This window comes from Leclercia adecarboxylata (assembly GCF_006171285.1).
Classification (GTDB): domain Bacteria; phylum Pseudomonadota; class Gammaproteobacteria; order Enterobacterales; family Enterobacteriaceae; genus Enterobacter; species Enterobacter barmai.
On the sequence record NZ_CP040889.1, the window covers coordinates 1,836,355 to 1,849,577 of the forward strand.

Genomic DNA, 13,223 nt, shown 5'->3' on the forward strand with positions numbered 1-13,223 from the left:
GCGCAGAGGGGGTTCAGGTCTTTTTTTTTGCTCTGGAGACAGGGGCCAGAACATGAACCACTTGCAAACAGCGCTGGAAATCATCGCCCAGGTCGGCGGTGCTGAGAATATCGAACATATCGAACACTGCTCTACCCGCTTGCGGCTGAGCCTGTATGACAATAACAAGGTCAATGAGACGGCACTGGCAAAGGTCGACGGCGTCCTGGGCGTGCGGGTGAACGTGCAGTGTCAGGTGATTATCGGTCATGACGTGGTGCAGGTTTTTGAAGCGGTGCGCTCGCTGGTGGGGTCGCCTCAGTCCGCAGGCCAACACGCGGCGGCTAAAACCTCGCGTGGCGCGCAGATTGTCGATTTCGTCATCAGCGTTTTTCAGCCGCTGGTGCCTGCCATTGCCGGTGGCGGCGTGCTGAAGTCGCTACTGCTGTTGCTGGACGTCATGGGCTGGCTCAGCCGCGACAGTTCAACCTACAAGGTGCTGGATAACATCGGCTCTGCGCCACTCTACTTCCTGCCCATTCTGGTGGCGATCACCACGGCGATGAAGCTGAAGGTGAACGTGCTGGTTGCCGTCTCGGCGGTCTCCGTCATGGTGCTGCCGGCAATGACCAAACAGCTGGCAGACGGCACGGCGTTCATGTCGTTTGATCTGCGCAACGTGGCCTATGCATCGCAGGTCTTCCCCGCCATTCTGTGCGTACTCTTTTACGCCCAGACGGAGAAGCTATTTAACCGCTATTCCCCCGGCGCGCTGCGCATTTTCCTCTCGCCGATGCTCTCTCTTCTGGTGACGGTCCCGGTCACGCTGCTGATCCTGGGGCCGCTGGGTTATGAGTTAGGTGCTGGTCTGGCAACGGTGATTTTGTGGCTGTACGGCAAACTTGGCTTTGTGGCAACCGGGCTGCTGGCCGCCGCCCTGCCCTTTATGGTCGCCGCCGGGATGCACAAGCCGATGCTGCCGTACGCCGTGGCCTCCATGAGCCAGTTCGGGCGCGAGATGCTCTATCTGCCGGCCTCTCTGGCGCACAACATTGCCGAGTCCGGGGCCTGTCTGGCGATTGCGCTCAAAAGCAAAGATAAGGTGCTGAAATCCACCGCCTTCTCCGCCGGGATCTCCGCGCTGTTCGGCATTACCGAACCGGCACTCTATGGCGTCACTTTGCTGAATAAAAAAGCGCTCTACAGCGTGATCCTCGGCAGCATCGTGGGCGGGGCATTTATCGGCTGGATGGCGATTGAGGCCTTTGCGCTCGTCGGCCCTGGGCTTGCCAGCATCTCGATGTTTGTCTCGCCGGATAACGCCATGAATATCGTCTGGGCCTTCGCCGGGGCAGGGTTATCTTTTGCCGTGGCGTTTATCAGCGCTCTGCTGCTCTGGCGCGATAAAGCGCCTGAAAAAAGCGACGCGCTGAGTTTCACCCGTCCGGTCGAGGGGCAAATCATCCCGCTTGAGAAGGTTAACGATGACGTTTTCTCCCGCAAGATCATGGGCGATGGGATCGCCATTATCCCTTCTCAGGGGGTGCTGCGTGCCCCGGCGGATGGAACCATCGTGAACGTATTTGAAAGCGGCCATGCGCTGAGCCTGCTCACCGATGCGGGCGTCGAGCTGATTTTCCACATTGGTATCGACACCATCAGACTGCAGGGCGAAGGCTTTTCCCCACGGGTGGTGGAAGGCCAGCACGTGAAGAGCGGCGACACGCTCATTGAATTTTCTCTTGATACCATCACGGCCGCCGGGCTCGATCCGGTGGTGATGATGGTGGTCACTAACGGCGAACGCTTTTCGCTGACACCAGGTAATACCGACGATAAGAATCCAGACCCGCATATCATCATGACGCTTAAGGAGTCCGTGTAATGGAAAAATCCCTCCCGTTTCCGCAAGGTTTTTTATGGGGCGGCGCGATAGCCGCCAATCAGGCCGAAGGGGCATGGAATGTGGATGGCAAAGGGCCGTCCGTCGCTGACGCCATCACCTGGAAGCCCAACCTGTCCGTGAAGGATTACAGTGGCCATATGGCGCTGACGGACGAGAATATCCGCGACGCGTTTGAAGGTAAAAGCGACGCGCGCTATCCCAAACGCCGCGGCATCGATTTTTATCACCACTATAAGGATGATATCGCCCTGTTTGCCGAGATGGGCTATAAGGTGCTGCGCGTGTCCATCGCCTGGTCACGTATCTTCCCCACCGGCGAAGACAGCGCGCCCAATGAGGCGGGACTGCAGTTTTATGAAGACATGTTCCGCGAATTGCGTCGCCATAATATTGAGCCGCTGGTGACGCTTTCTCACTACGAGATGCCGCTGGCCCTGAGCGAAAAATATAACGGTTGGGTGCACCGCAACGTGGTGGATGCTTTCGTGCGCTTCAGCAACGTCTGTTTTGACCGCTACAAAGAGCTGGTGCGCTACTGGCTGACGTTCAATGAGATCGACAGTATCCACCGCCACCCGTTTACCACCGCGGGCATCCGCGAAGAGAAAAGCGCCCCCGGCAAAGCGCAGCAGGATATCTACCAGGGGCTGCATCACCAGTTTGTCGCCTCTGCGCTGGTGACACGCGACTGCCATGCCAAAATCCCGGGTAGCCAGGTCGGGTGCATGCTGACCAAGCTCACGACCTATCCCCACAGTTGTCGTCCCGAAGATGTGGAAGCGACGCTGAAAAAGAATCTGGAGAACTACTTCTACGCCGACGTTCAGGTATTTGGCGAATATCCGCCGTTGATCCTGCGCGATCTTGCGCGTCGGGATATCCAGATCCAGATGCAGGCCGACGATCGGCGTATTTTAAAGGATCATACCGTCGACTTCGTCTCCTTTAGTTACTACATGTCGATGACCGAATCGACCCAGCCGGACGTTGAGCGCATCCCGGGCAATACCGTTCTCGGGGTGAAAAACCCCTACCTGCCCGCGTCCGAATGGGGTTGGCAGATCGATCCTGTCGGGCTGAAAATCTCCCTGCTGGAGCTATACGACCGTTACCAGAAGCCGCTGTTTATCGTTGAGAACGGTCTGGGCGCGAAGGATGTGGTCGAAAACGGCGAGATCCACGACAGCTACCGTATCGACTATTTCCGCGCCCACTTCGAGCAAACTTTGGCAGCTATTAATGAAGGGGTGGATGTGATGGGATTCACCACCTGGGGATGCATCGACATTATCAGTGCGGGCACCTCGCAGATGTCCAAGCGCTACGGTTTTATCTATGTCGATCAGGATGATGAAGGCAACGGCACGCTAAAACGCCTGAAAAAAGACTCCTTCTGGTGGTACAAAAAAGTGATCGCCAGCAATGGCGCAGACATGAGCTAACCGGCCATGCCGCAGGAATAACCGTGATAACGATAAAAAAGTCGCTTAATAACAGTATGCTGCTGGTCGACAACGACCAGCGGGAGATGATTTTGTTCGGCAAGGGGATCGGCTTTGGAGCGAAACCCGGTACCAATATCGACCTGACGCAGGTGGAGAAAGTGTTCCTGCCGCTGAGCGATCTTAAATCCCGCCATTTTTTATCCCTGACGGACACTATTCCTGCGGCCTTCTTCGACATTAGCCATGACATTCTTACCCTCGCGCGCAGCCTGTGCGGGGATAAGCTCAATTCCGTCTTGCTGTTTACCCTGGCGGAGCATCTGCATTTTGCGGTTGAGCGCAGCCGGAGCGGGCAGACGATCCTGAATAAGCTGAGCTGGGAAGTGAAGCGCTACTATCCGCAGGAGTACAGCGTGGGGTTGCAGGCGCGCGCGCAGGTCAATGAGAAGTTTGACGTTGCGTTACCTGAAGACGAGGCGGTAAACATCGCCTTTCATCTGATCAACGCCAGCAGCCAGGACGACGACAGCACCGCTCATCAGCAGGTTGAACTGGTCAACCGCATCGCCGATATCGTGCGCTATAAACTGGGCAAAGCCGTCGATACCCGGTCGGTTAACTACATGCGCTTTATCACCCATCTGCGTTACTTTGCGGAGCGGGTACTGGCCGGGAAAATCGCCCTCAGCGAGACCGAAGATTTTTATCAGGAGCTGATGCGCCACCGCCCGGACGCGATGACCGTGGCATGGGCGATCCGCGATTACGTGCAGGATAAATATCAGCTCACCCTGCCGAAAGATGAGCTGACGTGGTTAAGCATTCATATCAGCCGCCTGATGGACGGGCAGGCGTAAAATGCCCGGTGGCGGCTACGCCTTACCGGGCCTACAACGACAGCGAACCGTAGGCCGGGCAAGCGAACGCGCCGCCCGGCAATCGTGCCGCCGGGATTAACCCTGGCGCAAATTCTGCGCCGCCTTCACCATGTTCGCCGCCTGATTTTGTGAGCCATCACCAAATACAAACGCTTTAAGAAATTAACCAGACTTTTAGGGTTCTCTATTCGGCATGTCAGGCGTACGCTGATTTTAATATCTACTCTTAAAACAGGAGGTTATAAGATGGCTATTCAAGTCTATCTTTGGTTAACAGATTACGCAGGCAATCAGATTAAAGGTTCCGTTGATATACGAGGAAGAGAAGGAAGCATTGAAATTGTAGAGTTTATGCATTCTGTCGATCTTCCCATAGACAACCTTACCGGTAAAATTACTGGCAAACGAATTCATGGTGATTTTGCTTTAATTAAAGAAATAGATAGTTCTTCACCTTACCTTTATAAAGGCGTATCTACCGGTAGTAAATTCAAGCAAGCAGAACTTAAATTTTATCATATAAACCATAATGGTCAGGAAGAAGAGTACTTCCGGATAACGATGATGGATGTCAGAGTGAATGGAATAGAGCCATTAATGTTCGACATCAAAAACGCCACCTTTGAAAGACATAATCATCTTGAAGCTTTTTATTTGGCTTATGAAAAAATCACATGGCATTACCTGGATGGAAATATTATTCATTCAGATAGCTGGGATGCCAAGCAGGAGGCCAGAGTATGACCTGGGTTTATAAAGTTAGTTCACATTCTTTTTATCTGGATGGCACCTATCAATTTGATGGCCAGTATGCGGGTAGGCCTGGCTTTAAGAATAATTCTGAATATGAGTGTGTAAAAAATAAAGGCCCGTTGCCAAGAGGAACCTATACCATTGGGGCTGCCTTCTATCACCCTAAAACTAAAGCATGGACAATGAGGCTAACACCTTATGACGGGAATGACATGTGCGGCAGGGATAGTTTCATGATACATGGAGAAAGTTCATTGCATCCGGGGGAAGCATCCGATGGTTGTATCATTCTGAATATTTCTGGTCGTAAAATTATCGCTGCAAGCAGTGATAAAATATTAGTCGTGGAGGATTAAATGCTTAATAAAATACTCTTGTGTATGATAATCATTATTCCTCTGTTCTCACAAGCGCAAAGTAATAGATGTGCTATTGTCGGAGCGACAATGGAAACAACTTTATTCAATGCGCTATCTCGTGATTTACAGATTGACACTTCGACTATTCATCGAAACAAAACAGTCGTTGATATTATCGATATTTCTCCCGTATCCAGGCTGTATGCTGCAACACTTGCCAGATTTGATTATGAAAGTGCTATGACACAGGGTAAAGCGAATATACCTCAGAGTGCTTATCTTGATAGCTATTACGAAAACAACACCCAATCACTTACAGCAAAATATTCATACATTAATAAAGAAATGAAGAAAGATGTCTTTATTGCTTCCAGCCTTATAAATAAAGACGAATGTTCTGTCAGGTTTAATGGTTATATTGTGCTATCAAGAGAATTTTAATCTCTCTGAAAGGCCCTACCGGACCTACAACGGCAGCGAATCGTAGGCCGGGCAAGCGAATGCGCCGCCCGGCAATCGTGCCGCCGGGATTAACCCTGGCGCAAATTCTGCGCTGCTTTAACCATGTTCGCCAGCGCGGCGCGGGTTTCTGGCCAGCCGCGGGTTTTGAGGCCGCAGTCCGGGTTCACCCACAGGCGCCCGGCCGGGATACGCTGGGCCGCTTTCTGCAGCAGGGCTTCGATCCACTCTACGCTGGGCACGTTCGGGGAGTGAATGTCGTATACGCCCGGCCCGATTTCGTTCGGGTAGTTGAACTCTTCAAACGACTCCAGCAGCTCCATATCGGACCGTGAGGTTTCGATGGTGATCACGTCGGCATCCAGCGCGGCGATGGAATCCATGATGTCGTTGAACTCGCAGTAACACATGTGGGTGTGGATCTGGGTATCATCCTTGGCCACCGCGGCGTTAATGCGGAAGGCCTCCACGCCCCATGCCAGATAGGCATCCCAGTCGCTGCGACGCAGCGGCAGACCTTCGCGCAGCGCCGGTTCGTCAATCTGGATAATGCCGATGCCCGCCGCTTCCAGATCCGCCACTTCATCGCGCAGCGCCAGGGCGATTTGCTTGGCGATGGTTTCACGGGTCACGTCTTCACGCGGGAAGGACCAGCAGAGGATGGTCACCGGACCGGTCAGCATGCCCTTCACCGGCTTGTCGGTCAGGGACTGGGCATACTTCGCCCACTCCACGGTGATCGCTTCCGGGCGGCTGACGTCGCCGATCACCACCGGCGGCTTCACGCAGCGGGAGCCGTAGCTCTGCACCCAGCCGTTCTGGGTAAAGACGAAGCCGTCCAGGTGTTCACCGAAGTATTCAACCATGTCGTTACGCTCGGCTTCGCCGTGAACCAGCACGTCCAGACCCAGGCGCTCCTGCTCCACAATCGCCTGTTTGATGTGTTCAGCGATGCCGGTGCGGTAGTTGCCCGCATCCAGGTTGCCCTTTTTGAAGTCCAGCCGCAGGCCGCGGATCTCGGTGGTCTGCGGGAAGGAGCCGATAGTGGTGGTCGGCCATGCCGGAAGCTTAAAGCGCGCGCGCTGGGCTTCAGCACGCACTTCATAGGCGCTCTGGCGCTGGCTGTCCTGAGCGGTGATAGCGGCCAGACGCTTCGCCACCGCCGCATTGTGCACGCGGGTCGAGTGGCGACGGGCCTGGATTGGCGCGCTCCACGCGGTAATCGCCGTGGTATCGCCGCTGTTCAGCGCATCGCGCAGCAGGGCCAGCTCTTCACACTTTTGCAGGGCGAAGGCAAACCAGCTCTTCACTTCCTCATCCAGCCGGGTTTCGACGCTCAGATCGATCGGGCTGTGCAGCAGAGAGCAGGATGAGGCCACCCACAGATCACGAACGCCTGCGATGTCTTTAATCTGAGCATATTTTTCGGTCAGATCGGCACGCCAGACGTTACGACCATTTACCAGACCCGCAGAGAGCAGCCAGTCGGACGGCAGGCGGGCATTCAGTTCCGCCACATCATCTTTACCCTGCACCAGGTCAACGTGCAGGCCCTGCACCGGCAGCGCGGTGATGGTGTCGAGGTTCGGCGTGACGCCTTCAAAATAGGTGGTGAGCAGCAGCTTCACCTGACCCGCGAGGGTGTCGTAAGCCGGTTTGAAGGCATCCAGCCACGCCTGCGGTAGCTCCAGCACCAGGGCCGGCTCGTCGATCTGTACCCACTCCACGCCGCGTTTTGCCAGCTCGCCCAGCACCTGCTGGTACACCGGGAGGATGTCATTCAGCAGGCTCAGGCGGTCAAACTGCTCGCCCTTCACCTTGCCCAGCCAGAGATAAGTGACCGGCCCCAGCAGAACAGGTTTTACCTTGTGGCCCAGGGCCAGCGCTTCGTCCACTTCGTCCAGCAGTTGGGTCCAGGTCAGTCTGAACTGCTGGCCTTTCACAAATTCCGGCACCATGTAGTGGTAGTTGGTGTTGAACCATTTGGTCATTTCCGCTGCGGCTGCCGGTTCACCGGTGGGGGCGCGGCCACGGCCAATGCGGAACAGGGTGTCAAGATCGACCGATCCATCTTTGTTCTGATGACGAGCCGGCACGTTGCCAAGCAGCAGGCTGGTAGTCAGAACATGGTCGTACCAGGCGAAATCGCCCACCGGCAGCAGATCCACGCCTGCCTGTTTTTGCTGATCCCAGTGACGGGCGCGCAGCTCGCGGCCGACGGCCAGCAGCTCGTCACGGGTGGCGCTGCCCGCCCAGTAGCTCTCTTGCGCTTTTTTCAGCTCGCGACGAAGACCGACGCGCGGGAAACCGAGGGTGTGATTAATGATTGTCATGATATGTCCCCTGTGAATTTTTAGGATTTAGCCGTCCAGATGTTTACACTTCCATAATGTGAAGGTACTGTATATTCCTCAAGCGCAAATTGCTCATGGCGAAGTGAAGGACATTCATGATCGAGATTAAACACCTGAAAACGCTCCAGGCGTTGCGGAACTGCGGTTCTCTTGCGGCGGCAGCGGCCACGCTGCATCAGACCCAGTCCGCCCTTTCCCACCAGTTCAGCGATCTGGAACAGCGCCTTGGCTTTCGTCTGTTTGTGCGTAAGAGTCAGCCACTACGCTTTACGCCGCAGGGTGAGATCCTGCTGCAGCTGGCGAATCAGGTGTTGCCGCAGATCGCCAGCGCGTTGCAGGCCTGCCATGAACCGCAGCAGACCCGACTGCGCATCGCCATCGAGTGTCACAGCTGTATCCAGTGGCTGACCCCCGCGCTTGAGAACTTCCGCCAGCGGTGGCCGCAGGTGGAGATGGACTTTAAATCCGGGGTGACCTTTGATCCACAGCCCTCCCTCCAGCAGGGCGAGCTGGATCTGGTCATGACCTCGGATATTCTGCCGCGCAGTGGCCTGCACTATTCGCCAATGTTTGATTTTGAAGTGCGCCTGGTGCTGGCCCCGGATCACCCGCTGGCCTCCAGAACGCGCATTACGCCGGAAGATCTGGCGACCGAAACGCTGCTGATCTACCCGGTTCAGCGCAGTCGTCTGGATATCTGGCGTCACTTCCTGCAGCCGGCCGGCATCAGCCCGCAGCTGAAAAGCGTGGATAACACCCTGCTGCTGATTCAGATGGTGGCGGCCAGAATGGGTATCGCGGCGCTGCCGCACTGGGTGGTGGAGAGCTTTGAACGCCAGGGTCTGGTGGTGACCAAAACCCTGGGCGAGGGATTGTGGAGCCGGTTGTACGCCGCCGTGCGCGACGGCGAGCAGCGACAACCGATTACCGAAGCCTTTATTCGCTCAGCGCGGAATCACGCTTGCGATCATCTGCCATTTGTCCGGAGCGCGGAGCGACCCAACGGCGATGTACCCACAGTGAAGCCAGGATCACCGTCCCCCCAATAATGAAACTAGGCCAGTGCGGCTGTTCCTGCCAGATGGCGAGGTTCACCAGCAGGCCCGCAGGGACGTGAACGTTGTTCATAATCCCGAGCGTCCCGGCGTCCACCTGCGTGGCGCCATAGTTCCACATGAAGTAACCCAGCCCCGATGCCACTACGCCCAGCCACACCAGCACGCTCCACTGCAGCGTGGTGGTCGGCAGCTTCTGTGGGTTCCCCAGCATGAACCACGCCGCAACCGCAACGATTGCCGCTCCCATATAGAACCAGGCAAAGGCGTTATGCTGCGGCATCGGACGGGTTTCCATCAGACGTTTGTAGCCCACCATGCCGATGGCAAAGCTGATATTGGCGAGCTGGACGAACATCAGCCCGGTCCAGAAATGGTCGCTTACTTTGTCGTAGCGAATGATCGCCGCGCCCACCACCGCCAGCGCCGCGCTCAGCAGATAGCCCCAGCGCAGGCGGCGTTTGCTGAGCAGATCGTAAATCAGGGTGATATAGAGCGGGGTGAGAACGGTGAACAGCAGGAATTCCGATACCGACAGGTAGACGTAAGCCCGGAAGCTGAACAGATACATGATGCCGAGCTGCATCGCCCCCACCAGCATGTAGAGCAGAATGGTTTTCAACGTTTGCCCGCGCGTACGCAGGAACGGCAGGAACACCAGCGCCGCCAGCCCCACGCGCATCAGCACCGAGAAGTAGCTGTCGACATGGCCGGCAAGGTATTCGCCGATCAGGCTAAAAGAGAAGGCCCACAGGATAGTGGTGATAATGAGTAGCGCCACAATGCTTGTCTCTTGAAAAGATGGACAGGCATTGTAGCGAACTCTTCGGTTGACAACTGAACGTTAAATAACCAGGTGAAGATTATTCAAGAAACAGCTTACGCAGGTATTTTGGCACCGCGTTGTCAGCGTTGGTGCCGATCACTTCCAGCTCCGGGTGGAGATCTTTCAGGCGCTGGTGAGCGTTTTCCATGATGCAGCCCTTACCCGCCATCGACAGCATCTCGGCGTCGTTCATGCCGTCGCCAAAGGCGATGCAGTCCCGCAGATCAAAGCCCAGACGTTTAGCCACCGCTTCCAGGGCATGCCCCTTGGAGACACCGCCCGCCATCACTTCCAGACAGGTCAGCGTGGAGAAGCTGACGTTAACCCGGTCGCCCCAGCGGGCATTAATCGCCTGCTCCAGTGGAAGCAGCGCTTCGTGGTTGTCGGAGGTGAAGAACACTTTGCTGATGCCTTCCGGATCCAGCAGGCCCGGTTCATACAGCGAATAGTTAAAGACCGCCTCTTTGAAGAAACGCATCTCGTCCGGGCGGTGACGGTTCATAAACCACTCATCATCGCGATACACGTTAGTGATGATGTCGGGGCTGTTATGCATGATACCGAACAGATCGGTGGCAATGTCGCGATCGAGGTTATGGGTGAAGATCAGATTCCCGTCCAGATCGTGCACGCGGGCACCGTTGGAGGTGATCATGTAAGATTTGATCTCCAGATTATCGCGGATCTGCCCCACATCGACGTGGTGGCGGCCGGTAGCGAAGACAAAGTTCACGCCACGGGCGGTCAGGAGTTTTAAGGTCTCTTTCGCGTAAGGCGATAAAGTGTGGTCGGGAGAGAGCAGCGTGCCATCTAAATCAGACGCGACAACCTGGTACATAGAAAAATTTAACCTCTGGTGAATATCAGTTATGCCTGCCGAAAAAGTCGACGATGGCGTGGAGTGCGACTGAGCGCATGGCGTCCTTTTCGAAAAGGATCTCATGGTACGCGCCGTTTATGACCAGCGGTTTACCCCCTTCACAAGGGTGTCCGGCTGCGGCTCGCAGTTCACAAAAGCGGTCGTGCATGCGGTTATCCACCACCCGCTCCTCTTCAGCCTGAAGGATGAGCGTTGGCGTGTCGTCCTGACCGGCACCCGCCAGCGCCTGTTCCCCTGCCAGTATGCCTTCGCGAACCCAGTGCCAGGTGGGGCCGCCAACGCGCAAGCGCGGTTCATCGGCATAGAAACGCAGGTTACGGCGATAACGCTGCTGGCTGTGAGTTAAGACGTTGATGGCAAAAGGCAAAGCCCGCCAACGCCCTGTTCCGATGGCGTAGCTTTCACGAATGCGCTGATGGCCCTCAGCCCAGTCGAGAAGATGGCGCACCATCCAGTCCGGAAAACGTATCACAATGCCATACATCGGCGCGGTAAGCGCAATGGCATCGCACTGGTGATCGTAGCGCTGCAAAAAGAGCGTAGAAATAGCACCGCCCATGGAGTGCGCAAGAATATAGCGCTTGCGCCACGGGCCGGGCTGCACTTCCTGTTGCCAGAATGCGGCCAGATCGTCGACGTAATCACTGAAGTTATCCACGTGACCACGATGGGTATCCGGCAACATCCGACCGGAAAGCCCCTGTCCGCGATGGTCGATAATTAACACATCAAAACCCAGATGGAACAGATCGTACGCCAGCTCGGCATATTTGACGTAACTTTCGATACGCCCGGGGCAGACTACAATCACCCGGTCATTTTTTTCATCACGGAAACGAACGAAGCGTACCGGAATATCCCCGACGCCCGTAAACGCATCTTCCTCACGCTGACGCCAGAAATCGGTCAATGGCCCCATGGAGAAAGCAGCAAATGCCTTTTCTCGCGTTTCCCAGTCTTTATTCTGCTGAAACATCGGGTTTACGCCCCTGTAAGCCAAGGAATATCGTTTTTTCGGGACAGGCCGCATAATGACGTAACATTAGCGTATTGTGGCATAAAAATAGACGATTCGGGAGTTTCAAATGTCCTTCGAGTGGTGGTTCGCTTACCTGCTGACATCCATTATCCTCAGCCTTTCGCCGGGCTCCGGGGCGATCAATACCATGACCACCGCCATGAACCACGGCTATCGCGGCGCAGCGGCATCGATTGCCGGGTTGCAGACCGGGCTGGGCATTCACATCGTGCTGGTGGGCGTGGGGCTCGGCACGCTGTTCTCCCGTTCGGTGCTGGCCTTCGAAGTGCTGAAATGGGCCGGGGCCGCCTATCTTATCTGGCTGGGTATTCAGCAGTGGCGCGCCGCGGGAGCACTCGATCTGAACACGCTCGCCCACACGCAAAGCCGGGGCAAGCTGTTTAAACGGGCGGTGTTTGTGAATCTGACCAACCCGAAAAGCATCGTCTTTCTGGCTGCCCTGTTTCCGCAGTTCATCGTGCCGCACCAGCCGCAGATCATGCAGTACGTGGTGCTCGGCGTAACGACCATCGTGGTGGATATCATTGTGATGATTGGCTATGCGACGCTGGCGACGCGGATTGCGGTATGGATTAAAGGGCCTCGCCAGATGAAGGCCCTGAATAAAGTGTTTGGTTCGCTGTTTATGCTGGTAGGCGCGCTGCTGGCTTCAGCAAGGCACGCTTAACGCGACAGGATCAGGTGAATGCCGAAGCCGGCGAACAGCGCGCCGGCAACGCCGTCAATCCACTTCGCCAGACGCTGATAGCCACGACGCATCGACGGCAGCGCAAACAGGCTTGCCACCACGGTGAACCAGGCGAAGGTCTCCACCACGATCAGCAGGAAAATGCCCCAGCGCGCACCGGCGCCGACGTCTTCACCCACGAACAGTGAAAATACCGACCCGAAATAGATAATCGCTTTTGGATTGGCGAGGTTGGTCAGCAGCCCTTTCACGAAGCTGCGTCCGCCAGCCGCCAGCTCCATTTTTGGCTCTGGCGCTTCGTGATCGTCTTTCTTAAACGCCCCACGCAGCATCTGGTAACCCATCCAGCACAGATACAGACCGCCGCCGACCATAATGATGTTATGCAGCCAGGCCATCTTAGCGAGGATCAGGTTCAGGCCCAGCAGTGCCAGAGCGGCCCAGACCATTACGCCAAGGGTAATGCCCAGCACGCCCATCATCGCCTCTTTGCGCGAACGGCTCACCGCCGTTTGTGAAACGAAGAAAAAGTCGGGGCCAGGGCTCATCAGCGCCACAATATGCACCAGCGCCACGGTCAGAAACAGGGTTAACATAATTAA

The 13,223-nt window shown here is 55.9% G+C and carries 13 protein-coding genes; 8 read left to right on the top strand and 5 right to left on the bottom strand.

What is annotated here, in order from left to right:
* Window positions 1-52 precede the first annotated feature (52 nt).
* From FHN83_RS10590 to FHN83_RS10615, 6 genes are all read left to right on the top strand, one after another.
* Entirely contained in the window at window positions 53-1,864 is a 1,812-nt protein-coding gene (locus FHN83_RS10590) for a beta-glucoside-specific PTS transporter subunit IIABC (RefSeq protein ID WP_139563802.1), read from the top strand.
* Window positions 1,864-3,327: a glycoside hydrolase family 1 protein gene (locus FHN83_RS10595; RefSeq protein ID WP_139563803.1), complete on the top strand. Its 1,464-nt coding sequence runs from the start codon at window positions 1,864-1,866 to the stop codon at window positions 3,325-3,327. The genes FHN83_RS10590 and FHN83_RS10595 overlap by 1 nt, the downstream gene beginning before the upstream one ends.
* Window positions 3,328-3,350: 23 nt before the next feature.
* Complete coding sequence (locus FHN83_RS10600) at window positions 3,351-4,187, top strand: PRD domain-containing protein (RefSeq protein ID WP_138370963.1); 837 nt, start codon at window positions 3,351-3,353, stop codon at window positions 4,185-4,187.
* 267 nt (window positions 4,188-4,454) lie between these two features.
* Entirely contained in the window at window positions 4,455-4,952 is a 498-nt protein-coding gene (locus FHN83_RS10605) for an Hcp family type VI secretion system effector (RefSeq protein WP_139563804.1), read from the top strand.
* Window positions 4,949-5,317: a tlde1 domain-containing protein gene (locus FHN83_RS10610; protein WP_138370965.1), complete on the top strand. Its 369-nt coding sequence runs from the start codon at window positions 4,949-4,951 to the stop codon at window positions 5,315-5,317. Before FHN83_RS10605 ends, FHN83_RS10610 begins: the two co-directional genes overlap by 4 nt.
* Window positions 5,318-5,761 carry a Shiga toxin A subunit gene (locus tag FHN83_RS10615; RefSeq protein ID WP_255296685.1) on the top strand — a complete coding sequence of 148 codons (444 nt, stop codon included), beginning with the start codon at window positions 5,318-5,320 and terminating at the stop codon, window positions 5,759-5,761. It begins immediately after the preceding gene.
* A gap of 89 nt (window positions 5,762-5,850) precedes the next feature.
* Here the strand turns inward: FHN83_RS10615 and metE are convergent, their stop codons facing one another.
* Complete coding sequence (gene metE, locus FHN83_RS10620; protein WP_139563805.1) at window positions 5,851-8,112, bottom strand: 5-methyltetrahydropteroyltriglutamate--homocysteine S-methyltransferase; 2,262 nt, start codon at window positions 8,110-8,112, stop codon at window positions 5,851-5,853.
* 116 nt (window positions 8,113-8,228) lie between these two features.
* On the opposite strand from metE, the gene metR reads away from it, so the two are divergent.
* On the top strand, window positions 8,229-9,182 hold the full coding sequence (gene metR, locus FHN83_RS10625; protein ID WP_072036703.1) for an HTH-type transcriptional regulator MetR: 954 nt from the start codon (window positions 8,229-8,231) through the stop codon (window positions 9,180-9,182).
* Here the strand turns inward: metR and FHN83_RS10630 are convergent.
* From FHN83_RS10630 to pldB, 3 genes are all read right to left on the bottom strand, one after another.
* Entirely contained in the window at window positions 9,070-9,969 is a 900-nt protein-coding gene (locus tag FHN83_RS10630) for a carboxylate/amino acid/amine transporter (RefSeq protein WP_039031199.1), read from the bottom strand. The genes metR and FHN83_RS10630 overlap by 113 nt on opposite strands.
* An 82-nt stretch (window positions 9,970-10,051) precedes the next feature.
* Window positions 10,052-10,852 carry a sugar/pyridoxal phosphate phosphatase YigL gene (gene yigL, locus FHN83_RS10635; RefSeq protein ID WP_139563806.1) on the bottom strand — a complete coding sequence of 267 codons (801 nt, stop codon included), beginning with the start codon at window positions 10,850-10,852 and terminating at the stop codon, window positions 10,052-10,054.
* Between the two features lie 25 nt (window positions 10,853-10,877).
* On the bottom strand, window positions 10,878-11,870 hold the full coding sequence (gene pldB, locus FHN83_RS10640) for a lysophospholipase L2 (RefSeq protein ID WP_139563807.1): 993 nt from the start codon (window positions 11,868-11,870) through the stop codon (window positions 10,878-10,880).
* A gap of 109 nt (window positions 11,871-11,979) precedes the next feature.
* Here pldB and rhtB point away from each other — a divergent pair, with 109 nt between their 5' ends.
* Window positions 11,980-12,600, top strand: coding sequence for a homoserine/homoserine lactone efflux protein (gene rhtB / locus FHN83_RS10645; protein ID WP_139563808.1), 621 nt, complete (start codon window positions 11,980-11,982; stop codon window positions 12,598-12,600).
* Here rhtB and rhtC read toward each other — a convergent pair.
* Window positions 12,597-13,217 carry a threonine export protein RhtC gene (gene rhtC / locus FHN83_RS10650; protein WP_139563809.1) on the bottom strand — a complete coding sequence of 207 codons (621 nt, stop codon included), beginning with the start codon at window positions 13,215-13,217 and terminating at the stop codon, window positions 12,597-12,599. The two genes, rhtB and rhtC, sit on opposite strands and share 4 nt — an antisense overlap.
* Between the last annotated feature and the right edge of the window lie 6 nt (window positions 13,218-13,223).

Excerpts from the sequence above, each read along its gene's own strand:
- FHN83_RS10605 (WP_139563804.1), top strand. The coding sequence starts at position 4,455 with ATGGCTATTCAAGTCTATCTTTGGTTAACAGATTACGCAGGCAATCAG.
- FHN83_RS10595 (WP_139563803.1), top strand. The coding sequence starts at position 1,864 with ATGGAAAAATCCCTCCCGTTTCCGCAAGGTTTTTTATGGGGCGGCGCG.
- rhtB (WP_139563808.1), top strand. The coding sequence starts at position 11,980 with ATGTCCTTCGAGTGGTGGTTCGCTTACCTGCTGACATCCATTATCCTC.
- FHN83_RS10590 (WP_139563802.1), top strand. The coding sequence starts at position 53 with ATGAACCACTTGCAAACAGCGCTGGAAATCATCGCCCAGGTCGGCGGT.
- metE (WP_139563805.1), bottom strand. The coding sequence starts at position 8,112 with ATGACAATCATTAATCACACCCTCGGTTTCCCGCGCGTCGGTCTTCGT.
- yigL (WP_139563806.1), bottom strand. The coding sequence starts at position 10,852 with ATGTACCAGGTTGTCGCGTCTGATTTAGATGGCACGCTGCTCTCTCCC.
- FHN83_RS10610 (WP_138370965.1), top strand. The coding sequence starts at position 4,949 with ATGACCTGGGTTTATAAAGTTAGTTCACATTCTTTTTATCTGGATGGC.
- metR (WP_072036703.1), top strand. The coding sequence starts at position 8,229 with ATGATCGAGATTAAACACCTGAAAACGCTCCAGGCGTTGCGGAACTGC.
- FHN83_RS10615 (WP_255296685.1), top strand. The coding sequence starts at position 5,318 with ATGCTTAATAAAATACTCTTGTGTATGATAATCATTATTCCTCTGTTC.
- pldB (WP_139563807.1), bottom strand. The coding sequence starts at position 11,870 with ATGTTTCAGCAGAATAAAGACTGGGAAACGCGAGAAAAGGCATTTGCT.
- rhtC (WP_139563809.1), bottom strand. The coding sequence starts at position 13,217 with ATGTTAACCCTGTTTCTGACCGTGGCGCTGGTGCATATTGTGGCGCTG.